The organism is Larsenimonas suaedae, assembly GCF_023712105.1.
In the GTDB taxonomy this organism is placed as follows: Bacteria; Pseudomonadota; Gammaproteobacteria; order Pseudomonadales; family Halomonadaceae; genus Larsenimonas; species Larsenimonas suaedae.
Genome location: NZ_JAMLJI010000001.1, coordinates 963,940 through 990,476 on the forward strand (window position 1 = coordinate 963,940; position 26,537 = coordinate 990,476).

Below are 26,537 nucleotides of genomic sequence, written 5' to 3' on the forward strand. Positions count from 1 at the left end.
GCGTCGCGCCCTTTCTATCTCCGGGCTTATCTGCCCCGCGTCTTCGTTTACCAGCCCCGTCGTCAGCCAAAGCGTGTATTTAGGCCACCGGTGGGTAACGGCCATCAAGGCGGCTTCTTTAAGTCATCCCTCGAGTGCCCTTGCCCGAAAACGGCAGCCCCACCGCCTCGCCGCCGATCAGTGCGGTGTTGTCGAGATCGAACGGCAGAACCCACAGCCGATGCGTTGGCGAAAACTCGAACGCCTCGAGCGCGCGGTCAAACATTGCATGGGCGGGGTAGATCAGAGCCACGTCGCCTTGGCCCTTCAAATAACGGTGGCCGTAGGCGAAGAGCTGGTAGATGTCCGATTGAGAGAGGCCGTAGTTGGTCGCGTCGTGGGCCAGGCGTTTCCATTTGGTGTCCAGCACCCAGCGGCGCGCGCCCTGCTCCACCAGCAGGTCCGGGCGAAGCTGAAAGAGGTTCCGGCCCCGGTGGCGGCAGAGCCAGGCGCCGGTGGCCTGCGTGTGCACGCGGGTGCACGGCGGCGCGGCGCGCTTTAAATGGTGGGCAACGTACTGCTCGAAAAGCTGCTCCATCGGGAACAGCAGGCTCATGCCGTGATGGTGGCCGGCCACCGCGAGCGGCAGGGTTTTATCGAGAATGAGCTGGCACCACGGGCGCACGGGCTGGTAATGCGCCATCAGACGGTCGGTGCGCCAGGCGTTTGAATCCGTTTTCACATCCCGGCTTGCCGGCACATCAGAAAGCCGGTGTCGAAGCTCCTGGGCCAACCGCCAGTTGTCACTCGAGCGGGTGGCGGTGCAGACCCGCTCCAGCGCGCATTTGAGCAGGCGGTTTTCCGGCCGGTTCGGGCTGAACCGGTCGTGGCGCAGACGAAAACGATGCGCCCTGCTCGGGGGCTGGCGCATCTGGGCGGTAACATCGAGCTGGCCGCGAAGAAACGGCTGCTCATCCTCGATGCGCTCATAGTCAAAGCGCACGCCGCGCTGCACCAGCTCATCCAGCGCCACCAGAAACCGGTGCATGACCCATTCCGACAGCGGCGCCTCGAACAGTTCAAGTTCGGCGGCGCAGACCTCGCGGGTCGAAAGCTCAAGCGAGGCCTGAATCATGCGACGAAGCAGCTTTCGACTCGGGGCCGCGTCTTCTGCGTCATGCACGTGCTTTGGGAGGATTTCGAGGCAGGTGCCGCAAGGGGTTTCAAGCACGCCGACGTAATTATCGAGCCGCAGCCAGCGCCGCCCATCGACCTGCACCAGGCTCGCCCCGCCTCGCCCGAAGGTGCTGTTGAGCTGGCACAGCCAATCGAATGCCGAGGGCGAGACCTGAGCACGATCAAGCGTGGGGGTGTCGACCGGCTCCGTGGTGATCCGGGCGTATTCCCTGACCGTGATGCGTGTCACGCCGGGCCTATCTCATTGGGGTCAGAGTGATCACTCAAGGGCGGGCGCGCCTTCAAAATACCGGCGTACGCCTCGCGTCGCTCGAACGCGCCATCGTTGAGCCGCCAGATGACACGCTGACTCGGCAGGTTCGCCGCCTCGCCAAAAAGCGTGTGAAGGTCATGTTCTGCCTGGGTCACGAAGCGGTCGGAAGCCGGCTTTCGGTGGTCGTTGAGCACCCACTGAATGCGCTGCCAGTCATCGAAGAAATACTCCTGCAACAGCGGCAGGATTTGAGTGCGAACGATCAACGCCAGCCGGCCGAGTTCCGGCGCCTCGATCAGCGGCATGAAGTAGGCGTGCCCCAGGCAGTGGTCACGATCCAGCAGCACCTCGATGCGCTGATTCAGGGTGCGAAGCATGTCACCCACATTGATGCCTGCCACGGTCACGTGATCCAGAAGCTCGGGGCGCGGGGGCATCTCCCGGAATACGAAGCGGCGCCGAAGGGCGATATCCAGCCCGGAAAGCGAGCGGTCGGCGGTGTTCATGGTGCCGATGAGATAGACGTTGCCGGGGACGCTGAAGTGCTCTTTTGAGTACGGCAGAACCACGGACAGCGCCTCCTCGGCCTCGGCCCGCTTACTCTGCTCGATCAGGGAAATAAGCTCACCGAAAATGCGCGAGACGTTGCCACGATTGATCTCATCGATGATCAGAACGAATTTTTCCCGCCGGGCGAGAATAGCTCACGCTCTGGTGAAAGGTGACACACGCCACCTGACCGCGCTCTGTCAGCGTATCGAAGCGGGCCTTCAAGGCCGCGCGGTCGTTCCGGTGCGTCTCAAAATAATCGGCGTCCAGGATGTAAAGGGCGGCCTCGATAGTGGTGTGTGTCTTGCCGGTGCCGGGCGGGCCGAACAGAATTTGATTGAGCGGTACGGGTCGATCAGACATCGAAGGCTCCTTTCGGTCATACGCTTTGGGCCAGCGCCCTGCGCGGCCCACCTGCTGTTCCTCTCGAAACGCGGCGGCGAATTCCGCACGTTCAAACCGCGCGATCAGCGCCTCATCCAGCACCTGCCAGCCGTCATCCGCGCCTGCAACGCGCTTGTTCAGCTTGAGCAGGATTTGGCTATTTCGGACATCGATGTTGGCCAACACCGACGCCGTGCCCTTCTCCAGATCATTTTTTCGCCCGACCCGAACAGGGCCCTCGTGAGCCGATGTGACGGTCCACCAATCCCAGCCCATGCGGTGGGTGGCCACCAGCAGCCGATTGAACCTCTGCCGCTGCATCGCATCCTAAAGGGCCGCGCTCAAGCGCGGTACATCCTCGAAGTAGCGCCACAGTTGCTCGGCGTCGTCCGATGGGGCCATCGTGTTCTCCTGAACCTGTCGTTTGTTGGTGGCGTTTACCGCTCCCCGACCTGGCACCCTCACCTAATGCACCCTGCGTCACGCAGCACCCTCTTCTGTCTTGCGCAAAAAAACAGACGCACTCTTTAGTGTAAGGCCCCTCAAGGAAACAACGCCCATTAAATTAGATAAAAATTAAAAAACCGCCACAGGCGGCCTTACCAGCTTGACCGAGGCAAGGCCGAGGCAGCACTCTTGCCAGACGACCATCAGCGATCAGTCGTCGTGAATGGCTCGTTGCCCCCCCGACAAGAGACTCCCGTATGCCCGATGCCTCACGGCCGTCTTCGACCCCCACTGTAGCGCCTTCGACACCTGCCTCATCTGCAGGCATTGCTCATATCTGTGATCTTCTTGATCGCGTGGCAAAGAAGGATCGCCAGGCCTTTGCTTGCCTCTATGACGCCACCTCGGCGAAACTTTACGGCACGGTGCTGCGTATCTTGCAGGACAGAGGCAGCGCCGATGATGTGCTGCAGGAAGCCTACGTAAAAATCTGGCAGCAGGCTGCGGTCTTCGACACAACGCGCGCGTCGCCCATCACCTGGATGGTGGCCATTGCCCGCCACCTGGCCATCGACGAATTACGGCGCCAACCCAGGGGCGTGCGGGAATCCGAGGACATTCTGGAACACGCACCTGACGAAGGCCTTTCTGCGCAGGAAGTGCTTCATCAGGAACAAAACGCCCGACGCCTGCATCAGTGTCTCAACACGCTTGAGGAGAATCGACAGGACATGATCCGCCTCGCGTATCTGGAAGGCTGGTCCCGGGCGGATTTGGCCACCCATTTCGACCAGCCGGTAAATACCGTCAAGACATGGTTGCACCGTGCACTTAAGCAGTTAAAGGGGTGTTTGGCATCGTGACTGAAAACGACACGCTTAACATGCTGGCCGCCGAGTACGTACTGGGCACCCTGGATGCGGATGACCGGGCAGACATCGCCAGGCGGCGTCTGCAAGAACCTGATCTGGACGCGCTGATTCTTGCCTGGGAGGCGCGCCTCGCCCCCCTGAGCGAGGAGGCTCTGCCGGTTTCACCGAGGCCCGAGCTTCGAACAGGGATCGACCAGCGTATCGATGCGCTCGAAGCCGAGGCCGCACGGCAGCAGACAGAACACTCACCGATTCACTGCTCAACGCAGCCACGACAGCCAGAATTACACCCGCCGCCCGACTCCCAGATCGAGGCGCTTCGTCGCCGGCTTGTCCGCTGGCAGTGGAGTACCGGCCTGGCCTGTGCCGCTGCCCTGGTTTTGGCCTTGATCCTTGCAAGCCCACTGGGCAACGCACCCAGCGACCCCTCGTTTGTTGCGGTATTCCAGCAAGATGACCGCCAGCCTGCGTTCATGCTATCCGTCGACCTTTCCAACAGACAGCTACACGTGCGGCCGGTCTCCGCCGAGCCGGTAGCGGGAAAGTCCTACCAGCTGTGGATCAAGGATGACGCACTCGGGCCCACGCCCCGTTCGCTGGGCGTGCTCAACGACGACCTGAGTCTGGATATCCGCACGATGAGTGAGTACGACCCGGCACTGCTCAAGCGAGCAACCTTCGGGATCAGCATCGAACCCAGCGGCGGCTCCCCCACTGGCCAACCTACAGGCCCGGCCATTCACGGCGTTCTCTACCCGACCGGCCAGCCGGAAGGCCAACACCTATAATTTTTTCAATCGGCCTGAAACCCGACGCCCCCCTCTTACGTATCTATCAACATCCTCACTTGAGTCATAAGGCTTGAATGAGGAATGACACGATAAAAAATGATGGACCAAGGAGCGAAAGATGATGAACAAGCTGATGGCAAGTGCATGTGTATCCGTTTCTCTGATCGCCGCGACCAGCCTTGCACAGGCAGGCGACCATAAAGACATGCACCCCGGTGTTTGGGCCGATGATCAGTCCGTTTCAAGCGGCACCGTGACGGCAAAGAAAGTGATGGCTGATGAAAACGGCTGGCTGGTCGTGCATCGCACCAACGAAGACATGAAACCAGGCCCCGTGGTCGGCCATGCACCGCTCAAGAAGGGTAAGAACAAAGACGTTGCCGCAATTCTGACCGAAGACGTCAAACCCGGCGATCACCTAATGCTGATGGTGCATAGCGAAGAAGGCGGCATGAAAACCGGCGTCTTCGAGTACACCCTGGGCGCGAAAGAAGACGGCCCGATCAAGATGGATGGCAAATTGGTGCAGAAAGTCATTACCGCCGAGTAACGTCCAAAGCGCTCGCGCTTGATGACGGGGCCGCCAAGCGGCCCCGTATCATTCCAGCTACCCGCAAAGATACTTCACGATACCTTCCTTGAAATGCTCGAACTGGCTAACCCTCATGAATGAGAGAAAGCGACAGTCAAATCAACTGAAAATGCCAGAGCCGTGAGAGAAATAAAAGTCACTTAATTGGAAACGACATCAAACCCATTCCAAACGAACTGCACCTACTCTTGCCCCCACCAAACCCAGAATAAAACGCAGGCATTTCCGCTGCATTCGGCCAGAAAATGACACGTACAAAATCAATGTTTAACACTATGGCGGCATCAAAAAGCCCGCTCGGGGCGGGCTTGTGCCTAGGTGCTGGGTTGGATCATTTGTCGTAGTCGGAAATGTCCTTGAAGGTTCTGGCGACGGACTCGAACTTTTCACGCTCCTGATCACGGCGAGAAGAGCCGAAAAAGAACTGGATCATGGCGGCAATCAAGGTGCCGAGCATGAAGCCAAGCACCGTATCGGCGAAACGCTGGCTGCTTTCGTCGACGCCCATGAAAGAGATCATTGATACATAGAACATGGTGAACACCGACCAGACGGACGCGAACCAGTAGATAAACTGCTTACTAAGCGTATCCTCCTGCTGAAGCTCCGCCACCTGCATCGCGCGGGCATCGGCTTTATCCGCCAATGTGTGTTTTTGAAGGTCGGCTTCGAGCTCCTTGGCTCTTAGTGCCCATTCCGGATCTTGTTCGATGGCCGCTTTTACTGATTCCGGGGTCGGGTCAGCCCCCAGAAGTGACGCAAGCGCTGTACCGATCGCGCCGCCCATGGGACCGCCAAGCGCTATGCCTAACGCTGGAGCAGTTTTGCTTACGATGCTGCCTATATCGGACCAATTCATCGTGCACCCCCTGCGTGTCGTTTGCCTACGCCTAAAAGGATGCAATGAGCCCCATTAAATTAGAATAAACTCATAGTGTATTGCATTATGTTACTCTAAGCAACAAAAACACCGAACTACGAGCCCTTATTTACCGCTTTCATCGCTACAGAGTGCTATGACCTGCTCCATCGACCTCAACTTATACGCCAGAACAGACACCGCCAGGCTAAAAATTAGGGAGCGCTCTCCAATAAGTAAGCGCCATGCTCATTCAAGACACTGCTACGCCAGCATGCCTGCCCAAGCGGGAAAGAACATGACTATGGGGCGTTCCCGTTCTCGAGCGCACACCTTTATTCGTACATGTTTGATCAACGACCGGATGAAATCAGGGGGGCGTTACAAGCTTTTCCGAGATCCGTTGCGATCAAACCGCAACCAAGTCAGAAAATGAAGGTCGAAATAGGGGCAAGAACTAGATAAGTAACTGATTCGAATGGTGGGCCCAGTAGGACTTGAACCTACGACCAAGGGATTATGAGTGCAACGAAAAGCAAAATCGGACCGCGCCTGCAATGCGGTTTACTATGTTTTTCAGTTACTTGAGGAATTCCATGCTTTACATGATGAGCATTGGCTGCGATCAATCAGCAACCAAACCGCAACCAGCTTTGTATAAAGCTAAAGCCTGCCGCTTGAAACAAGATCAAACAGGAAGAGCTTTGCCAACACTCGCCCGGTTTGATGCTTATGTGAATATCAACGTGCCGGCAGTACGAGTATGGCGCGAAAATCGTTAACGTTGGTACGAGTCGGTCCGGTCAAAATTAAATCATCAAGCGCTTCGAAAAAGCTGTAAGCGTCATTGTTATCGAGCGCCACTTCGATTGAGAGGCTAATCTCGTTTGCCCGTCCCCAGCACGACGGTGAAATAATCGCGCCAGCGTTGTCCTCGGAACCGTCGATGCCATCGGTGTCGATGGCGAGTGCATGAATGCCGCTTGCGCCCTTGAGCGCCTGAAAAAGCCCCAGTAGATACTCAACGTTGCGCCCACCGCGACCTTGGCTCTTGACTGTGACACTGGTTTCGCCGCTTGAAAGCAACAAGAGCGGATGCTTGAGGCCGTTCTGTAGGTCGGGGGCCATCTTTGCATGCCCACGCCCCAGATCGCGGGCTTCGCCTTCGAGATCGTCACCCAGTACGCGCCCATCTATCCCGAGCATATGGGCGCACTGTTGTGCCGCCTCGAGCGCATCGGCCGCTTTGGCGAGCACAAATGACTCATCGCGCTCGAACTCGACACCACTCGGTTTCGGCACGCTTGTTTCGATCGTTAAATGCTGCCGAATCCCGGGCGCAATCTCTATATCGCGAGTTTCAAGGATCTCCAGCGCCTGAGCAGGAGTCGAGTTATCAGGTAACGTTGGGCCTGAGGCGACAAGACAAGGATCATCGCCTGGCACATCCGAAATCAGATAGGTGATGACCCGCGCCGGATGTGCCGCTGCAGCAAGCCTGCCACTCTTGATAGCCGAAAGATGACGCCTGACGGTGTTAATCTCGTGAATCGGCGCTCCGCTTCGCAACAGCGACTTGTTGATTTCGCGCTTCTGATCGAGCGTGAGTGTGCCGCCGGGCAGCGACATCAGTGAAGAGCCACCGCCGGAAATCAGCGTAATCACCAGATCGTTCTCACCAAGTGGTGTAACGACGTCGAGCATCCTCTGAGCGGCTCACGCTCCCTGATCGTCCGGCATTGGATGAGAGGCTTCGAGCACATCAATATACCGACACGATTCGGCATGACCGTGACGCGTTACTACCACGCCTGATAGTAAGCATTCGGGATAACGTTCAAGCCATGCATTCTCGAGTGCGCTTCCCATGGCGGTGGCGGCCTCGCCGCCGCCGATAACTACGGTTTTTCCCAGGGGGAGCCTCCGGCAGCCATTGTGCCGTCAGCCGAGCGGGATGTACTACATCCACGGCATAACGTGAAAGTTCCAAAAGCCAGTTACGTATCTCTTCAGAACTCATCAATGAAGAAAAGTCACTGATGAGTTTTCGCCATTAGAATGAGCGCCGTAGCCAGGCGCTCGGTTGGAGACAGAATCACGATTCGGCTTGCAAACCGGATCGGTTGATTACCCCTCGGGAAAGAACGGCCAGATCATCGGGAGCAGAATGACACACACCAGATAACCAACTACCACCCGCGGCAGCCCCGCCTTGACGTAGTCATTGAACCGATAGCCACCTACACCCAGCACCATGGTATTGGCGGGCATACCGAGCGGTGTGGCAAACGCACACGAGCCGCCGATACAAATCGCCATCAGCACAGCACTTGGATCGGCATCGATACCAATTGCAATCGCGCCACCGCTCGGAGCAAGAAGTGCCGTGGTTGCCGTGTTGGACATGAACTGGGAAAGCCCCGCCGAGATCACGAACAGTACGCTCAATAAAAGCCTTGGCGACGGCGCTGAGCCGAGAAAATCGACCACGCTCTCGGCCAACATACTGCTAAGCCCGGTCTTTTATATATCGCGCTCACCAATACGCCGGCGATCAACACCGCCGTGACCGACATCGCCGCTGCCAGGGCCAGGCGCGGTGCCTCTGAAGCGACACCCCCAAAGGAGACCACCGTGGATCGCGAAAAACTGATTGCCGCGCCCGGTCTGGCGAATGACGCCATCGACGAACAGATCAACCAGAAAATTGCCGCGTTGAAGGCCGGCAGCGACGACACCGAGGCGCTGCGCAAGGTGCTCGATGCCAACGCCGTCGCGGCTTAGAAGACTAGCACCAGTTTCCGAGTTACCCTTTCGCAGTTCACCATCGAGCAGGCGCTTTATACATCGGCGCTCACGGCAGGACCTGCCACATCAATATAATTGACCGAAGTATATTCAGCGCAACATGGTGGAGCGCCTATTTGACTGGCTGAGTGAAAAGCCGGCCAGCAGTTTCAGGGCCATGGTGAGACTGGTCTGTGCATCGAGCGATGCGTGAAAGCTGACTTTTCGAACAGAATCTGATCGTAGGCGAACGATCAGGCGGTTTTTTTGCCATCGTATCCGACATCGTTCGGGGACAGGCCCGACTCCGTAGCTGTCGTAACGATATCGGCTGTATTAGCAGCAACGTCAATATCTGAAGGTAAAGCAACCTGGCAGCGTTTTTTGACAACACCCAAGACAATGGGGTTAACCATTTTGTAGGCAAACACGCGCCGATTTTGAGCGGCATGCATTTCCTTAAGCCTATGGGCCAAGGGGACAACTGTTTCGGCCTGATCATCGGTATCGTTGCCCTCCTGAAGGATACGAACAACTTCATCGGCCTCCTTCTGTGTCAGCAGGTGAGCACTGGCAAGAGATGCAAATATTTCCTGCATGATCGCCAGCATCTTCTTCCCGTCGTCTTCGATAAGCAGATCCATGCCATAACTGGTGACCTTCGATGCTCCATAACCTGCCACCAGAGAACCTGCCAGCGCGGTACCCATTACAATTACCGTACCGGCACCCGGTAATACGATACCGGCTAGCGCAACGCCTCCGAGATACCCGCCTGCACCGCCAAAAACACCTGCTCCTGTTTTTGAAACATTCTTGGTGAGCTGCTGCCACGAAATCCGATTTTTGAAGACGTCAATGAAATCAGGCACTGACATCACCGTTGTGGTAACAGCGCTGGCGATAACGGAAGAACGAATAAGCTTCGACGCAGAATTTAGAGCTTTGCCACCACCGCCGGTCATGGCCTTGGCACCATTAAGCCCAATTTTTTTGACCAGCCAGTCAGAGGCCGGTTTTAACGCCTTGTCAATGCCGGTACGTCCGAGCTGGGAGGTGATAACACTGCTTGCCCAAGCAATACCTCCGACTCTGATGCCCGTTTTACAACTTTCTTGCAGTGCTTGACCGGGTGTCATGTCGTTCCAGATGCAGACTGCAAAAGTAATAATACCGCTGATTCCCATTGCAGTGCCGGCCACTCGAAGCCCATTGATCGCATCAAATTTCAGACTATCGATATTACCGAATTTGGCTACATTCTGAGCCTGTCTATAAGTAAAGCGGCTTTTGATAATCAGGTTTTCTGCTTGTGCAGGGTCGCTAACTCCTTGTACTTCACCCCGTTGTATGCGTCGCTGCATTTCACTAATGGCAGCATCATATTTATCTGAGGGCACTTCGATACGCATGGGCTTTTGATCCTGCATATATCTGAAAGTGCCGTCTTTGAAGCAGGCATCAATACAACCCTTGCCAGTCTGATAAAACTTGGTTTGAATATGCTGGCCATCAACCAGACGATCAGCACCATTTTTAGCGTTATCACCCCCTACAATACTTGCATCTTTTAACCTTATACGGTCATAAAGATGGTTGATTTTTTCTGCAGCAAAACCGTGCCCATTACGAGCATTGAAAATAAGCTGATCGCTCACAATCTGGGCATTACTATTTACGCCTCCTGCCGTTCCCACATATTCAAATGTACTGTGGCGTAATGCATCTGCTAATGCTGCACCTAAAACAATATCGGGTATTTCATTACGGCTTTCTTTTTCTTTCTCGAACAAACGCTGAGTAAAATTAGTAGCCTCGGCGATCTGCCCCTTTGTGGAATCCATAAGATCAGAAATAGATTTCTTATCAAACATATTGAACAATGACGTTTCCCTTTTTGAATTTTCTATGGAATTTTCCGCAGTCAATGCCACAGCATGGCCCAATAAAATTAATTATCGGCTTCAATATGCAAAAATTGAGCTTTTTATCAGTGTGTTATCAACAAAATTGATGGTGTTCGCCATATCCTCTAACCGGATAGGTATTTCATGAAGGTCAAATAAAAGGATAGAAGCCGAGGCAGCATGTTCATTGCTAAACATGCAGATTAGAAGACGTTAGAGAAAAACGATTTTCACATCAATGAACTATTATTGTCGCCATCTCCGATCACTGTACACATATCTCACGTTTACCAACGCTGCTGCTCAACGGTTTCTCCCTTAGTCCATATACTGCAGGTCGAGAAAACGGCGAATACGCTCATTGGTCCAGTCTAATGCGGCTTGGTAAACGCACCCCACTACATATTCCACCACGTCATCCTTCAGGACCGGATCGGGTTCTCGCTCCTTCTCGAGTTCGCAGTCCCAGTCCTCGCCCTGCTCAGTGATTAGCCAGATCGCTTCCAACTCGTGAAGCTGCAACTCGTCGACGTAGGCCACTACAAAGGCATATATCACCTGCTCATAGGCACTCCAGTAGAGGGATTGCTCGATCTGAAGCTGCACGCAGATTTCATCCCAAACGTTCGCTAAGCCCGAATCATCTCCCGAGAGAAGGCCGTTGACCGGCATTACCTGGAGCGCTCGTATAGCCTTCCTGACCAAATGCCCACGAAGATCATCAGCAAGATCTCTAATAATTTTGGATTCTGAAAGCGAGCGCGGCACGGAACACCTTTTAAACAAGTTGCAGCCCACCAATCGCAGGCTGCAGTACAAAATCCTATCGGCCGAGTTTGGCTATGCTTTAACCTGCACCAGATACACAGTACAAGCTAACTATGCGTGTTTTTTTTGATGACGTGTGAAGGTCATGACACGCCTTCCACGAGTGCCTCTGCATACTCATCGGCATCTGAATCCTCATCGACTTCGGACGCGTCCACCACCTTAGCCTCCTGAGAACTCCAGCGCTCGCCTATCCAAGTCGCTATCTCGACGCGCCGCTGAGCGAACTCGTCGTACGTCCACACGTTAAAGCGGGCTACGCGCCTCTCCTGCCGAATATCTGAGTTTGCGTAGCTCGGACTCTCACCGACCATCCCCCGCTTACGGACAAATTCAAAGTTACTGTAAGCGGAATTGTTCTGCGTTAAGACCAAATTACCAATATTATGCAGGCAGTGCTCGATCTGCCCGGGGTTCCAATCTTTGAGCCATCTTGAGCTCTCCTTCGGCTGTTGCGGCAATATGTGCTCGATGGTGGAATCAACCAGATCGGACCAAGCCAGTTTGGGCGCCCTCCCTTGCCCTTCGGTCGAAAGTAGATGAAGCTCGTACTCGTACAGCGTGTACTTGAGACAGTGGCGACTGTAATACCAATCGTCTGGCAACTGTAGCGTTGCTTGGAAAGACTTCTCGGGCGAGTAGTACCTGATCAGCGCATGGACCGCCACTGTTGCCGACTCTAACGTCTGGTTACCTTTAAAGACCTCGTTACCGAGACGATAAAACATCGACTTTCCCGCATTGCTACGCTTCTCTTCATATAGAAAAACACGGTACGCGTAGCACTCAAGTGCCTCAAGATGCGCAACATAGTCGCTTTCCGTCACTTCTCCAACATGGAAGGCTCGTCGTGCGGCAACCATCAGCGGCAGGAAGTTCGCAAGGTTTTTGGTCCGGTGCAGCTTTGTGAACCAATGCGCTGCTTGCTTGGGCAGGCGCGAGTCGGCGGAAGGCAGCATAACTGAGGCATATAAGCCGGAAACCTCCGCCAGCCCATCGACAAAGCGGATCAAAAATCCTTTTGTAGCTTCCTTGGTACGGGCTCCCGAGAAATTACGCAGCGGAAGGTATTCATCCGACTTGAACCCTTCGTACCCCTTCCAATACTTGGGCGTATGCGCGCAGTAGAGAGTCCATGCAACCCGCAGGCACTGATTCTCGTGCGCATCACCATCCCATGCAGCTAAATTGGTATATACGTTCTTCCACGCTTTATTGATCCGAGCCGTGATGTCACGCCGCTCCCACTCTGTCGCCACGTTTCGCGATACCCAGTACATCAGGTAATTCTTTAGGAGCTCGAGTGCGGACAACTCCTTGCCTCGAGAATTCATCAACTCAAACGTCATGCCGACTTCATGCGCTTCCTCGATGCGATAGAAGGTGAAATGTAGCTTCTGGGTAATGGTCCGAAAGAGCCTTTTCAGGTAGTCGGTCCCCCGTCCTTCCCGTTGCTTTGCATCGATATGAGCTTGGAAGTGGTTACAGGCACACATGAGCCGACTTTCGTGCGGCGAACGGGGCGCAGTATTGGCCCGGCCGGTTTGCAGCAGATCTAAAAAGATGTTGTTGGTGTCGTTGCCTAGAGTTAATCGGCTCGTCATGCCAGAGTACAGGTAGTCGTCGCGTGCTCGCTCGTACGCTTCTTCTCCTTGCTTCAACAGGGCCTGAATGATGACTGACAGATACAGGCAGGCTGTCGCTGCCCATCCACCACATCGAGAATATCCAGCTCGAGCGTGCCATACTCCTGCTTCGGAGCGTGCTTCTCCCCGAACACAACGATGGTACCGGTATAGAGTGACCGGAAACCTGCTCCTCCTCCTCGGCAATTGCGTCAATATCCTCAATGAAGTCATTCCACTGTTTTTCACGCCACGCATAGCCGCGTTGATAGTCGGGAATGCGGTACAAATGCTCACGAATTAGATCTTTGAATTCTTTCTTATTCACTTCTAGCCCTCTGCGTGGAGGCCATGACCACTATATAAATTAAGCACTCAAACCAGCTCAGCGCTGGCAGAGAAGGCAGCCAGACTTCTGGGACCGCTTCCCTTTCGTGCATTTTGGAGCTTCTTTAGCGGGACCCAGTCGCGCTCTTTCCAAGCCTGCGGCCGTTAGAAGTTCCACCTACAGCACGCCGGCTATCATCAATAGACAGTCGAATAGAGAGCCTTGAGTGAAAGTCTAGTGCTCATCCCCCCTCGGCCAGCACACTGCGCTCCAGCAGCTGTCGGAAGCGATCGCTCATGAGCGTATAGATCGACCGAACCTCCGCATATGTGCTAGGGAGTTTTTCAATATCAAGAAACCGTCGGGCATTTCAGGGCTACGCCCCTACGGACCACGCTCTGTAACGCGACCTCTGCTTTCTCTTATGAGATTCCTTTAATAATCCCTTCTACACTTCAATCAGCACATCTGTTGCCCATTTCTGCTCCGAATTGAAGATCTCTGCTCCCTCCACAGCTCTCCCCATCTGCAAGACTTGTTTACTTCTAGGAAGGCTGAAGTCAAACCAACTATCTCTGGCAGACTTGAAGCGTAGTCGCCAATACCCTACTCCTTGGTCAAAGCGAACTTTCAGCCGGCTACCATCCTCGAATTCGAGTTCAAGTTTTCGGTGATGAGCGATGTCTCGATTAGAGGTTTCAACGGTGAGTTCAACTTGCTTACCCACCATGGCTGATAACCATTTCTCGGCAAAGAACTGGAAGTCTTCTTGGCAGCTCCAATCATTAAAAGCCTTCGGCTTCTGGAAATGATTAGCCTTGAACAATGTTTTCACGTGAACTTCAGTGTCCGGTTGCGTATTCCGCTTCAGGCTAAGGAAAAGCGATCCTAGAATCGCTATAGCAGCTGGATTTTGGATATAACGATCTGAGTAGCCGAGTCTCTTCAGCTTCTTGGTTTCCAGTACCTTCTGAACCTGCGGGCTCTCCTTGGCAACCAGTTGCCAGAAACGTTCACCAAAACTCAAGAGGAGACCATTCAGCTCATTGTGAATCGCCAGATCTCTCGCACCCGACCCTGCAGGTGCAGGTGCAGGTGCAGGTGCAGGTGCAGGTGCAGGTGCAAGTGCAGGTGCAGCATCCTCCCATGGCACTGCAGGCTGAATCCTTGAGCGAACAACAAGCTCGTCACTTTGATGCCAATCCGGGCCTGGCACCTTCGCAGTCTGGCTACGGGTAGCCAAGGTGTGCAGCTCTAACCCGGTGGCAACCTGAGCCACGAAGTGCTCATCGATATTGGACCGATGATAACCGATACCCACACCGATGCTTGCCAGGCGCCGGAGATCTTCCAATAGCTCGGGGTCCTGAATCCCCGACGGGATGATCAGATCAACCAGTACATTGTCGGTCAGTACGTAGTTCTGAATTGCCCGCCGGAATTGTGGTGCGAGCAGATCCCATTCTGCAGTATCGGCAGAGGTAAACAGTGTTATTCTTTCTGCACCAGCATTGATCAGCCTGCGCAAAGCACTCTCTACACTGCCAGGCATATACTCGGCGTCATCCAGCGAGAGTTTATCTCCCTCGGCCAGTCCCACGTAATTATCGAATTCCGATCCCAGCCATTCCAGCGCCGCCTGCCGGTCCAACCGGTCATGATCATGGCGTGTCTCGGAATCCAGCAGGCATTCACTGCAGCCGGTGTCGCAGTGGTCGCAATAAAGCTTGGTAACCATACTGCTTAGCAAGCGCTCGATGTGTTGCGGAGCGCTGGACGAGAAGCCGGCTCCACCGCTGGCTACATCGAACAACTGGATAAAGCGGATGGACTCCCCGTTGTCCAACCGACTGGGACGAGTGGCGTAGCCGATTTCGGCTGTAGCTATACCAAGCACCTCGGCAAGCGAAGCACGCAATGCCACCGCCAGCGTCATAGCGACGGTCAGTCCCTGTTCACTATCAGCAATGTATTCCCCTCGTACAGGATGCCTCAGACTCAGCTCGAAAACGTCTGTATAAGCTATTGCTCCAAGGCTGACATTAGGAATAATGGCACCAGCCCCGGGGCACGGTAGCCTTCTGTTGTTGCGGTCCTTGTCCTCCTTAGTGGGCCGCGGTGGCTTATGTTCACCAATCGGGCTAAGGGTCTTAGGATATTCCTCCGCAGAGAGCATCGACTCAGCGCGCCCACAGCTCATGCACAAGGCGTAACCCGCTCTATGCTCACCCGAGCTATGGTGAAAAACTTTTCCCTCAGCCCCATAGGCCATCGACCCTAGTACCGGGTTAGGCAATGGCGTCTGTGAAGCGTTTACGAATACCCAGGCAGGCTCAACGGGTATGAACTTTTGATACTGAATATCATTTGAGGTGGGCTGATAAGCGTCTGTAACAAAGCCGGAAGGTTGCAGTACCTTACGGGTATTCGTCGATTTGATCGGAGTCTGACAACTACTGTTTGTGCAGGTCAGCTCATTGCCTTTGACCACTCCTTCTTCATATCCCATCTCGCCGCACATATCACAGCGCCAAGCAAGATCAATCTTCTGTGCTTCATTTATATCTGCATTAAGGTTGTGCCAATGCAGGGAAACGCCAGCCGAACGGAATACACGGCCATCAAGAACAATATCTGTCCCCGGTGCATATTCACGTATAGCTATCGATAGGTTACGGGAAGGCAGCCCCTTGTAGCGTGAGACATTATCTTCCCGGTCACGACCTTCATTGCTGTCCGAGGTCTGGATGCGCAAGTAGTCTTCAATGGTGAAGTTGTCGAAGTTGACCACATCGGTCGGGAAACCATAGCCAGGCAGAAATGTTCTGGCGGAAAGATCACGTAACAGGTACTCATTGCAGTGTCGCGCCTTTTCCAACTGAAGTCGTTTCAGATAAGGACTGGCGGGTTTAGCCTTTTGTTCTTCTGCCATCAAATAGTGGAACGTAGATAGCCAACGGCTCTGCATTGCTCGCAGCTGATCTGCAGCTTTACGCCGCAACTGATCCGCACGGACTTCGGCCAGAACCGTTCCCCGCACCAGCTGACTGATAGCCTCGTCAACCTCCATGATCTCAGCAAGCCCCAGCCGCTCCAGCAGCCTGTCACACTGAGACTGATCCGCGGTGTCATCATAGAACCACTGCGTATTGAGATTGGTCTTCTCAGTTTGAGTTGGCCCCACTACATTGCAGAGAAAGTCCGACAGCACCAGAGCATTCACATGTCGCTGTACAAGCCTTACCGAATTGAGAGCCACTATGGGCGCAGGAATTCTTGTTTCGAAAGGCCAGCTCGGGTTGCCAAAAACCTGCTGATCGTGCGGGTTGTTTCTGCACAGGGTGTAGGCAATTGCTCTGGATTCCTTGCTTCGTCCCGCGCGGCCGGCACGTTGCAGATAGTTGGCCGGATGGGGCGGCACATTATTCATCACCACCGCAGAAATACCGCCAATATCGACCCCCATTTCCATGGTAGTGGAACAATTCAGGACGTTAATTTTCCCCTGCTTGAACTGATTTTCATAAAAATCTAGGCGTTGTGCTGACTGCTGCGCGGAATGTTCTGCGGTTCGATAATAGAAACCGCCTTCCATCGCTCTGTCGTTGATATCGGTCCAGAGATTGCTGGCACGCAACCCTTTGATGATTGGATCGACCGCTACCTGCCCCCTAATGATGCTTAATCCCAGCTCATAATCATCCTGAGGGTGATCGAATTCCCATATTTTGGACAGCTCCACCTGCTCGGATGTAAAACGGGCAAGCATCTCCTCTGTCAATTTAGAGAAGTCCAGATTGGCGGGCAGATAGGGTGTGTAACCCTTGAAAGTAGTGTCGATCAGCTTATTGGTGGCTGGGCAGACATACGCGCGGTCCATCAGGGAAAAGGTCATATGCTCACGCGGCAGGTAGAACCGGTTTCCATCTGGCTTGAGAGCGGAGCCTGGGGTCGTTAGTTGCGTCCAGGCTTCTTTCAGCCAGCTGTTAGCCATATCCACATCCACCGGGTTGGCGGGATTCAGTTCGCTGCCCAGTAACAACAGCTTAATCAGCCGCTGTGAATGCCTGTCGTTGCGTATCTGTGGCCAGCGCTTGACGCGTGTTTCATCCTCCTCATTGGAGCCTGGATTGCGCAGGGTCTTTGCCGAGAACCGGCTTCCAATCCACAGTTTCCACTCGTCTGATACAGCAACAAAGCTGTTCTCCCGCACGTAAAAGTCCAAGGCCACCTTGAGAAAGTCGCGCCAATCATCCAGGGTCAGCCCCTTCTGCTCCCAGAACGCTGGCGATCTGCTTATCTTATCCAGCCCCTGATAGCCAATCTTGACTAGCCCCTGCGTCTCAAGGCTGTTTTGGCGTTTGGGTCGACGCATGAACTCGCGAAACAGCAACATCTCTGCCAGTTTGTGCGGCCCGTCCGTTTCCTTGAAGATCTCGGGCTGCTGATACTTGTTGGCCAGCATGATGGGGCCGTTCGCCTGCAGGTCTGAGCGTTGTTTAAGCTCATCCACCAGTTCAGTCCATGAAAGGCTGGCCAGCACCGGGCGAACCGTACCGCCTTCAGCAGCTATCAGCATGGACTTGAAGCGCTCGACCTTTTCCTCCTCTAGTCGGGCCTCACTACGCATGTCAAGACTACGATAGAGGTTCGCTTCCTCCTCTGCTTTGGCGATCAACTCGCAGAGCTTATTGGAAGATATATCGGCAGGCGCTGCCTGAACCGTCATTTGGCTTTTCTGCGTCCAGCGCAAAATTTCAACGACCAGGCCCCGTAGCCGATTGCGTTCGGCCTCCTGCTGCATCCGTACCGCCATGCGGGCAGTACCCTGCCGGCTATCGGTAAAGGTAATGAGTCGCCGCCCTCTACTTGGTAAGGATTGGGCGCCGATTCCTTTCTTCTCCTCGTCCTGATAGTCCTGACAGTATTCAAGAACTGTGGGTACGGCATTGGCGACATAAAACGGGCCACCCAGCATGGCTCGGCGAAACGGTAAGCCTCCCTGAACGCCCTTGTAACTACATGAGTAACGCGAGCAAACCAGTTCTGAATCTTTAAGACGTAGGCGGACGCGCTCACTGCTGGTAGCAGTAAATGCCCCTGTATACTTATCAAATTCTTCGGCTACGTAGTTCTGCCTGTCTTTTTCATGCGCTGCGAGCACCAGCGGGATACTGATCGATCGCCCCTCATCCCTCTCATCGCCCGGATTCTCTTCAAAGGAGCCCTCGGCTTGTAACGAGAACTCATCCCCTACAGAACTGTCCCATTGAATCAGCTTGCCGTTCTTGTCTTTGGCCAATAGATGGGGTTCATTACAATCCCTGCAAAAGACCAGCTCGAACACCGGACTGCCACATATACAAGTCTGACGGTGGCTCACATATACATAACCAAAGGGCCATTCTTCTCCCAAAGTCGTATCCAGTTTGGCCGTACACTGCTGATCAAAACACGCCCACAACCCATGGGTGGTGCGCTGCAGGAAGTGGGCGCGCAGTTTCAGAAACGCAGGCTCTGTAGCATTAGGCTTGGTCCCGGTACAGAGATCCAGCCATCGCAAGACTTCAGTCTGCGAAAGATGCCAGCCACCAGACTGGGCCATCTCGCTAGCCAGCTCGGTAACCTTCAAGGGCTTATGCGATTGCACCAGCAGATTCCGCAACATCCGGGCTCGTGGCGAATGAACCAGGGCCTGAAAACGGGCTGGATGGATATCAGGCTCCTGCTCGTTGACCGTCGGCATGGCTTCGAGTTCTTCCAGTGACACTGTCTGACTTCGAGCAGGTTCCAGCGTCGGTACTACCCGCTTCCCGCCCCAGACATCAATCTGGGAGACCGGCACGCCTGACAGATCAGAGAGAAACTGTTTGAGCTGCTCCTGTGCACCTTCTCCGGCTATAGTTGCGGACGTTGCCACAAAACGCACTTCCTCCGGAGTGACACCAAATGCGGTCATAACCCGCCGCAGCTGTAGCGCCAGCTCCGCCGCCTGGGAACCTACATAGGTGTGAGCCTCGTCCAGCACAATCCAGCGCAACGACTTTTGCTGTCGAGATATCTCAATGATAGGCGCGTCAACCTGGCGCACCATCATGTACTCCAGCATGGTGCCGTTGGTTACCAGAATTGGTGCCGGCTGCTCACGAAGCAGCTCACGGGACAGGATCTCGTTGGGCCGCAGCTTCTGCTCCGACCGTACTTTAGCCTGCAATTCTTCGGTGTTGCCATTATAGAGACAATAACGCACGCCAGCGCCGAATCCTTGCGTCCAAGCATTGAGCCGCTCACGTTGGGAGTTGATCAGAGCGTTAAGCGGATACAGAAACAACGCTCGCACTCCCACTAGTTGCGCATCAGTATCGTGGTACTCACGGTGGAGATCTTCCAGCACCGGCACCATAAAGCATTCGGTCTTCCCCGAGCCAGTGCCACTGGTTACCACCACAGATCGATGCTGCTCCAACAGTGACCGCCAGCTGGCCAGCTGATGAGTAAAGGGCTTCCAGTGCCTACCAAAGCGGTAACGCGCGTTGCTCTCATCATCAAGCGAGTCGACTATCTCCCTACTCAAAAGCCGGTCCTGCGTAGCCAGCTGCTCCATCGTGCTATCAGACTCTTCCCAGCCGAAGGTCTGTTCAAACAGAGGCGGCGCCAGAAACGACCCTGCGCTGCCACTTTCAGAGCGCATAAGATAGCCAAGGTGCTGACGCAACCCAGGGTCAGTTATGCTCAAAATGCTAAGCGTCGATTCGGTAGTACGGGAGAGAACCTGCTCAACAAGCGAGGAAAAGTATTTACTCATTATCTGGCATCGCCTTGTCCTTATTCATTGCATTCCTCAGCAGGCTTTGCTGGTAAATTACGTTAAACCAGCTCTTATCGAAGTCACGCACCTGTCTGAGAAAAAATACAGCCTCGCTGACATCATCAAACACATCCGAAAGCTTGGCCTGCCCATTGGCTACAGCGGCGGCAAAAACAGGGAAGTACACTACGGAGTAGCGATAGCCCATCTCTACGTCGAAGCAAATTACCGAACCATGCTGACGAGCGTGCCAGGCCTGAAGTCCCCTACCTCCGTACTCTGGCCATTGAGCTTCGCTGCGGCCGCGAATCAACTCCATATACCAACGCTGTACTGCAAAGTTGATTGCTTCCTGCGGGAGATGGACATCTGGCCCGAGTGGCCGGCCTGCAAGATAGCGCTGAACGTCTTCGCCATAGCTGGTGAAAATGTCGCTTATGCGCCCCATCATCCGACCAAGAATGCCCTGAAGAGCTTCTTCTGAAACGCCCTTGCCCAACATGAAATCACGGAAACAACTGACTGAGTTACGTACGTCTTCTATCGGCAGTAGCTCCCAAAGAACGGGAAACTCACCTTCCAGACGAACAAGGAACTCGGGATCTGCCTCGAACTTGAACAGGGCCATGACCAACGCCTTGGGGTGCGCCACCAACGACTTCCATACCTCGAAGGTGGCCAGCGGCAAGTAACCGTAACTGTCATAGAGAGAACGCAGGAATTGCCAGCCACTGTGCATGGGATTGGTGGCCATGGCATCCAGCACAGGAGTGAAAGAATTAACTGTTGATACAAGGTCGAAGGCAAGGACTGCTTTCTGCAGTGTCTGTGTAAGGCCATCATCACACGGCCGTTCCCAGCCACCTGGTATAAATAGCGGACGGAAGCTGGCTGGCGAGCCTGCCTTGGGAACTATCAGCCATGGCCCATCCTTTTCCACTCTGGTGGGCACTTCAAACTCACCAGTAGCAATCCCTTCGCTTGTACGTGGCAAAAGATCGATAGTGCTTCGCATAGGCTCATGCAGCAACATAAGTGCTGGCTCAAACTCGCATACCGCTGATCGTAAGTAAGTATGTAAACCCAACACTTGTCGACCAGCATCATAAAACAGCTCTGATGCATATTTCCGAATTCGGAAGATTGTCTCGTACCCTTGAGCAGACACACGCAGATCGACGACCTGGTCTATCCCGGCCTTAAGAGAAAGCAGGTCCAGGATCTGATCCTGTATATTGAACAGCCTTACTTCGACCGGCCTACCTGAAACCGAATAGCTCCATCGATGATGAGCATTTCGTGCTGCTCCACCCAACAGCCCGAGATTTAGATTGAAGGTAGTTGCCACTCCGGGACGTGGGTACAAATAAAGTCGAGCCCCTAATAGGTCGTCAATGCATATATCCCTAGGCAAAGGTGTGCTGTCCTTGTTTACCGCCACACAACCGGAGCCGGGGAAAGGCAGGTCTAGCTCAATAGGATCAGCACCGAGGTTAGGCGTAACAAGCAGACGGAGCCTTGTAGGTGGCAAGCCATCAGCCGACAACTGAAGCTCGATATGGTTATCTTTCTTAAACTGCCGAACCCCTAAAGCCTCCTGAGCCACCTGAAAAATACACCGATGTTTGGTGAAGATCAGAACACAGCCGTGCTTGGGGCTATCGCCACCCTTGAGTTCAACCCGGAAGTCGGCAGGCAAAACACCCACCTTTTGACGAAGTAAAATGTCACCGCTGCGATTGCGAACAGATACATATTGGGCGCCAAAACTTTCCTGCAGCACACCGGCACCCGCCGGGCAACCACCGACCAATAACTCCCCGCCCTGAGCAGTGAGCTCAGAGGCTGCGCCAGCCCACTGCACCCTAGGCAGCCCAGTAAATGTGTTGGTCGGTCTGGTTGACCAGCCTAACTCCGTCCCTGTCAGCGTTACCCCAAGCCTCGCCCCCAAGACGTGTCCCGTGCGCAACCGATAAAACGTCGATTCATCTTGAGTAGTTACACGAAACTCTCCCTTGCCCCGCACTTTCAGTACTGGCAAGGCACGGATCGTAGGCTCTCCTATCAGCTGCGCTTCGCTGCTTCCATCTATAGTTTGCAAGCCACCATCAACAGGCAGGACAACCAGCACCTCCTCGCTCGGAGTACTGAAAGAGGCCTGCCCACACAGCTTCCAGCGATCCTCGTTCCATTCAAAGCCCACAGGCACCTCGCCCAGGCCGACAGCGCTTCCCTCAATAGGCAAGCTACCCAGAATCAGACCACCCGCCATAGCAACCAGACTCAAGGGGACAGAGCAGTCACGCCGCACCGCGATAACTTCCCGCAGCCTTAACCGTATGCGTGCAACGCCCTGATCAATCTGGGCATATCCCGGCCCCAAGCCCGCAAGCACAGTATCCTCTTCAAAAATGGCCAGCTCAAAGCGGGTGGTCGAGGGCTGGGATGAAAGGTGGAATACCACTTCGGGCGGCATCGAAATATGTACTTTCAGCTCGTCAGGATTGGTGTCGTGCCAGATGTGATGACAGGACCATCCCCCGAACGACTTTCTTCTTCTCCTGGTTTCCACCGTGGCGGTTTTGAGCAACCCGTTGAGCAGCTCAGTGCCGGTTTCGTTATCAAGAGGCAGTGGAAACAGCTCCCGCCACTGGGGACTCATAGCATTAAGCCGAGCGACAGGCTCCTGCACTTGGGCCAGATCATAGTCCCGAACCAGAGATACTAGCCGATCCGCCATGTGAGCCATCAGTTCGACCGAGTTGAGTGAAAAAAACACCTTTGGAACGTTGAGCTTTTCAAGATGTGTTTTTATCAGCTGGGCCGTGCTGTAGCCGATAAGGTGGCCTTCCTCGTAATTTTTTAGTACGCGATCGAAAAGCATCTGGAAACGGCTTCCGCCTTCACGTAATGCCTGGAAAGGCAAACCGCCCTCGCTGAAGAGAGTGCCCAAAAAATCCCGCCGATCAGAATCATATAAGTGAATCGGGCGTTTCCAATAGCGCTCAAGTCCGGCAGGAATTGACTTGCTCAGGTCAGCTGGGGAAAGACGGTACCCCAACGTCTGCCAGACAGGATACCAGCTCCATCCATGATGCCGTTGGTACTCACGCCGGTACCATTCGGAACAGTAAATTACCAGGCAGGCACTGGCCCCCAGATCGCTCAAGGTTGCATCAAAGCTTCCCAATTTTTTTAACAACTGCCGAAGCTCAAGATATTCCTCGTAGCTGCAGTGATACTCATAAAGGCTACGCTGGTCCGGCGCATCAAGGCCCCTTCGCTGAAGAAACACCCGCAGCCAACCGGCGCATCCAAAACAAAACTGAGACATCAACAACTTCCCTCTATTGACCACTGCCGGCATCGACGGCTTGTTTTGTTATGCGTTCCCCTTCGTCGGCCACGTTGAGTCTGGCCGATGCTGGTCCTCGGGCTGGTGGAGTAGCCCGACAAGCTGATCAGAATAACGATACTTCGGGTAGCTCAGGCGGCCGCGCAGGCTGATGTGTCTTGTGGATCGCTAATGCCAGGCAGTATCTCGAGCTCAACGAAGTTAACCGGGCGGGCGCATTTGGGCAGGCGGCTGTCCAGACCAAGGAGCGTTAAGCGCGTTGTCACTTGATAGGCGAGAGACCGTGGCACGTGCAGTTTGCTGTTGATATGCGCTCGGTATAGGTAGAATTTTTTTTATACTCGCATCGAAACTGCCGGCTCTTCTCCTTTCGCTTGGGCGATTGCCCCTAGCTTTTCAGACCTTTCGCCTGCCCTCCTCGTCTAGATTCTAAATTATCTTTATTAGAACCTCTCATTACAACCCCACTAGAGGGAAGCAGCGGCTGGCGAACAACAGCTCATGGCCAGACAAGCCAAAAAATAAACGTTCCCCGCTATAGCCATGGCGATTTCCCAAGGAAATCGCCATGGCTTTTATGCTGTGTCAAAGGGAAGTTCAAAGCTAACCGCATTTAGCTAAAGATACTGACGAGCTTTCTAGTGACTATTCGTGCCGATGTACATAAATTAGTAATACTCCCGAATATATTCGTACGAGCGCTCGAACAACTCAATATCCTGGTGCAGCTTGTACTTGAACAACGTCTTCCTCAGAGCCAGCTTAACCTCTCTCTCCCCTGCATGAGTGGTCTGCCAACCATCGAAGCGAACAGCACGCACGATCTCATCGATGTCATCGACGATCCGCTTCACCATGACCGGAGTATCACCGCACTTGGCTTCCTCGAACAATCCGGTGAGGGCAAGCCTTCCCTCTATCCAGGTCTTCTTCTACGGGTGTCTCACGCTCGAGTCTGACGACGTCCTTGGCCAGCTCCAGGAGCTTCTTGAGGAATTCGATACTGACCAGCACACCGTTCTCATGCCGTTTCTTTAGGTCTTCGAGGCGCTCCGCCAGGGCCTTGTACTTGGGGTTGTGAGAGTGCTTGCGAAGCCGCCCGGTGAGCTTGACCGAGATCTCCTTGGCCTTCTTCTCGGGGTCTGGGCTACCCAGCACCGCTTCCAGCAGCTCGGCATCCAGTACGAGCGTATCTAGGTCGTCACGCACGGTATCGACGCGCACGTTCTCATGGATCATCTCGATGGTCTTGGCACCTAGGCTATGCCACAGCAGCTTGCCTGTACCGGTGGATGGCTTCAGCGACTCGTAGACCTGGGCCAGCCAGCGGTAGTCAGTCTCGTGGGGCTTTAGCACCGGGTCTGGTGACAACGCCTCCCAGATCCGATTGAGGATACTAAAGTCGGAGGCGAACGAATCTCGCAGGTCGTCGCTGGGCAGGCAGTCCTGCGCCGCGATGAGCCCATCGTAACCTGTGAGCGTGCGATCAACGCCAGCGAAGTATTCGAGACACTTCTGGATGGCGGTGGGTAGCATCTCGGCAAGTTCCGCGATGTTGCTCACCGCCTTCTTTACACTCTCTTCATCGAACTTCAGGGCCTGGGCGACATCATCGAAAACTCCGAGGTAGTCCACGATCAGGCCATGGGTCTTCTGCTCGCCATAGGGCCGATTGGTTCGGCAGATCGCCTGCAACAGCGTATGGTCCCTCAACGGCTTGTCGAGATACATGGTCTGTAGGATCGGTGCATCGAAGCCGGTTAGCAGCTTCGAGGTGACGATGATTATCTTGAGCGGGTCCTTGGGATCCCGGAACCGATCCAGGAGCTTCTCCTCGGCATCCCGGTCACGTCGATAGTCGGCGTACTTCTCCTCACCACTATATACCGACATGACGATATCCGAGGTCTCAGGAGGAAGGTGCTTGTCGAGCTCCTCCTTATACAGCAGGCAGCTCTCACGATCGAGGGTGACCACCTGAGCGCCAAACCCACTGGGGGCCACCTTCTCCTTGTAGTGCTTGGCAATATCACCGCAGATCGCGCTAACTCGCTTAGGCGCCTTGACTAGGATCTCCATCCTAGCGGCTGTTCGCCCTACCTTGTCCTTGTCTTCATCGGTCAACCCCTTGGTAATTTCCGCATAGGCCTCCTCGATCGCCTTCTGATCGATGTGGAGGTCTACCAAGCGAGGCTCAAAGTGCAGTTCCTTGGTCGCCCCGTCACGGATCGAGTCATTCAGGCCATAGCGGCTCATGTAACCGTTCTGGTCCGTCTCCGCACCAAAGGCATAGAAGGTGTTTCGGTCGGCGCGGTTGATGGGCGTACCGGTCAAGCCAAACAGAAAAGCATTGGGCAGGGCATCGCGCATCTTGCGGCCCAGGTCCCCCTCCTGGGTGCGATGAGCCTCATCCACCATGACGATGACGTTGTCACGGTCGTTGAGAACTCCCTCGGCTTCGCCAAACCGGTGGATTGTGGTGATTACCACCTTGCGGACATCGTTGGCCAGCAGTTCAGCAAGGTGTTTTCTCGTCTCAGCACGAACTAGGTTGGCCATGTCTGCCGCGTAGAAGGTACCCGCTATCTGGCTGTCGAGGTCGAGTCGGTCGCCCACCACCATCACGGTGGGGTTCTTCAGGGCCGGGTGGAGCCGAAGTTTGCGAGACGCGAACAGCATCAGCAGCGACTTGCCCGAACCCTGGAAGTGCCAAATCAGCCCCTTGCGCGGCTGGCCCGCCACGACCCGCTCGACGATCTTGTTCACCCCATCGACCTGCTGGTACCGGGCAATGATCTTGATCCGCTGCTTGCCCTTCTGGGTGGCGAAGGCCGTAAAGTTGGCAAGCAGGTCCAGCAACATCGCAGGCCTCAGCATCGAGGTGACGGACTTCTCCACTTCACCCAGAGACTGCGGACCATCTTCACTCGCCCGCCATGGGCCCCAGAGATACGCGCTTAGGATCAGAATATGCTC

The 26,537-nt window shown here is 54.6% G+C and carries 15 protein-coding genes and 3 pseudogenes; 4 read left to right on the forward strand and 14 right to left on the reverse strand.

Annotated features, from left to right (window positions below):
* Window positions 1-118: 118 nt before the first annotated feature.
* Genes NAT49_RS04560 through NAT49_RS04570 form a run of 3 tightly spaced genes read right to left on the reverse strand, consistent with a single transcriptional unit; the run spans window position 119 to window position 2,683 of the window.
* The gene (locus NAT49_RS04560; protein WP_251590930.1) at window positions 119-1,405 is read right to left on the reverse strand and encodes an McrC family protein; all 1,287 of its coding nucleotides are present in this window, start codon (window positions 1,403-1,405) and stop codon (window positions 119-121) included.
* Window positions 1,402-2,130, reverse strand: a complete 729-nt coding sequence (locus NAT49_RS04565; protein ID WP_309619130.1) for an McrB family protein — start codon at window positions 2,128-2,130, stop codon at window positions 1,402-1,404. The genes NAT49_RS04560 and NAT49_RS04565 overlap by 4 nt, the downstream gene beginning before the upstream one ends.
* Window positions 2,090-2,683, reverse strand: coding sequence for a hypothetical protein (locus tag NAT49_RS04570; protein WP_251590932.1), 594 nt, complete (start codon window positions 2,681-2,683; stop codon window positions 2,090-2,092). The genes NAT49_RS04565 and NAT49_RS04570 overlap by 41 nt, the downstream gene beginning before the upstream one ends.
* Before the next feature lie 383 nt (window positions 2,684-3,066).
* Here NAT49_RS04570 and NAT49_RS04575 point away from each other — a divergent pair, with 383 nt between their 5' ends.
* The 3 genes from NAT49_RS04575 (at window position 3,067) to NAT49_RS04585 (ending at window position 5,022) form a co-directional block, all read left to right on the forward strand.
* The gene (locus NAT49_RS04575; protein ID WP_251590938.1) at window positions 3,067-3,672 is read left to right on the forward strand and encodes a sigma-70 family RNA polymerase sigma factor; all 606 of its coding nucleotides are present in this window, start codon (window positions 3,067-3,069) and stop codon (window positions 3,670-3,672) included.
* The gene (locus NAT49_RS04580) at window positions 3,669-4,469 is read left to right on the forward strand and encodes an anti-sigma factor (protein ID WP_251590946.1); all 801 of its coding nucleotides are present in this window, start codon (window positions 3,669-3,671) and stop codon (window positions 4,467-4,469) included. The genes NAT49_RS04575 and NAT49_RS04580 overlap by 4 nt, the downstream gene beginning before the upstream one ends.
* A 121-nt stretch (window positions 4,470-4,590) precedes the next feature.
* Window positions 4,591-5,022 (forward strand): DUF7282 domain-containing protein, encoded by a 432-nt coding sequence (locus tag NAT49_RS04585; protein WP_251590948.1) that lies wholly within the window; start codon window positions 4,591-4,593, stop codon window positions 5,020-5,022.
* 373 nt (window positions 5,023-5,395) lie between these two features.
* On the opposite strand, the gene NAT49_RS04590 is transcribed toward NAT49_RS04585, so the two are convergent.
* The 4 genes and pseudogenes from NAT49_RS04590 to NAT49_RS04605 form a co-directional block, all read right to left on the reverse strand.
* Window positions 5,396-5,923, reverse strand: coding sequence for a hypothetical protein (locus NAT49_RS04590; protein WP_251590950.1), 528 nt, complete (start codon window positions 5,921-5,923; stop codon window positions 5,396-5,398).
* A gap of 741 nt (window positions 5,924-6,664) precedes the next feature.
* The gene (locus NAT49_RS04595) at window positions 6,665-7,129 is read right to left on the reverse strand and encodes an MOFRL family protein (RefSeq protein WP_309619131.1); all 465 of its coding nucleotides are present in this window, start codon (window positions 7,127-7,129) and stop codon (window positions 6,665-6,667) included.
* Window positions 7,130-7,300: 171 nt separating this feature from the next.
* A pseudogene (locus NAT49_RS04600) lies at window positions 7,301-7,792 on the reverse strand (DUF4147 domain-containing protein); the annotation flags it as partial.
* A 258-nt stretch (window positions 7,793-8,050) separates the two neighbouring features.
* Window positions 8,051-8,434: pseudogene (locus NAT49_RS04605) on the reverse strand (SLC13 family permease); the annotation flags it as partial.
* Between the two features lie 123 nt (window positions 8,435-8,557).
* Here NAT49_RS04605 and NAT49_RS15110 point away from each other — a divergent pair.
* The gene (locus NAT49_RS15110) at window positions 8,558-8,707 is read left to right on the forward strand and encodes a hypothetical protein (protein WP_490710556.1); all 150 of its coding nucleotides are present in this window, start codon (window positions 8,558-8,560) and stop codon (window positions 8,705-8,707) included.
* 257 nt (window positions 8,708-8,964) lie between these two features.
* Here the strand turns inward: NAT49_RS15110 and NAT49_RS04615 are convergent, their stop codons facing one another.
* The 7 genes and pseudogenes from NAT49_RS04615 to NAT49_RS04640 all read right to left on the reverse strand — a co-directional run bounded on the left by NAT49_RS04615 (window position 8,965) and on the right by NAT49_RS04640 (window position 26,438).
* Window positions 8,965-10,584: a hypothetical protein gene (locus tag NAT49_RS04615; RefSeq protein WP_490710557.1), complete on the reverse strand. Its 1,620-nt coding sequence runs from the start codon at window positions 10,582-10,584 to the stop codon at window positions 8,965-8,967.
* A 351-nt stretch (window positions 10,585-10,935) separates the two neighbouring features.
* Complete coding sequence (locus NAT49_RS04620) at window positions 10,936-11,385, reverse strand: hypothetical protein (protein WP_251590959.1); 450 nt, start codon at window positions 11,383-11,385, stop codon at window positions 10,936-10,938.
* A 143-nt stretch (window positions 11,386-11,528) separates the two neighbouring features.
* A complete protein-coding gene (locus NAT49_RS04625) occupies window positions 11,529-13,049 on the reverse strand; it encodes a DUF262 domain-containing protein (RefSeq protein ID WP_251590961.1) in 1,521 nt (506 codons plus the stop codon).
* A gap of 187 nt (window positions 13,050-13,236) precedes the next feature.
* Window positions 13,237-13,398 (reverse strand): annotated as a pseudogene (locus NAT49_RS15065) (DUF262 domain-containing protein); the annotation flags it as partial.
* 448 nt (window positions 13,399-13,846) lie between these two features.
* Complete coding sequence (locus tag NAT49_RS04630) at window positions 13,847-20,203, reverse strand: DEAD/DEAH box helicase (RefSeq protein ID WP_251590971.1); 6,357 nt, start codon at window positions 20,201-20,203, stop codon at window positions 13,847-13,849.
* Entirely contained in the window at window positions 20,196-23,540 is a 3,345-nt protein-coding gene (locus NAT49_RS04635) for an STY4851/ECs_5259 family protein (RefSeq protein WP_251590973.1), read from the reverse strand. Before NAT49_RS04635 ends, NAT49_RS04630 begins: the two co-directional genes overlap by 8 nt.
* Window positions 23,541-24,428: 888 nt before the next feature.
* Entirely contained in the window at window positions 24,429-26,438 is a 2,010-nt protein-coding gene (locus NAT49_RS04640) for a type I restriction endonuclease subunit R (RefSeq protein WP_251591943.1), read from the reverse strand.
* Between the last annotated feature and the right edge of the window lie 99 nt (window positions 26,439-26,537).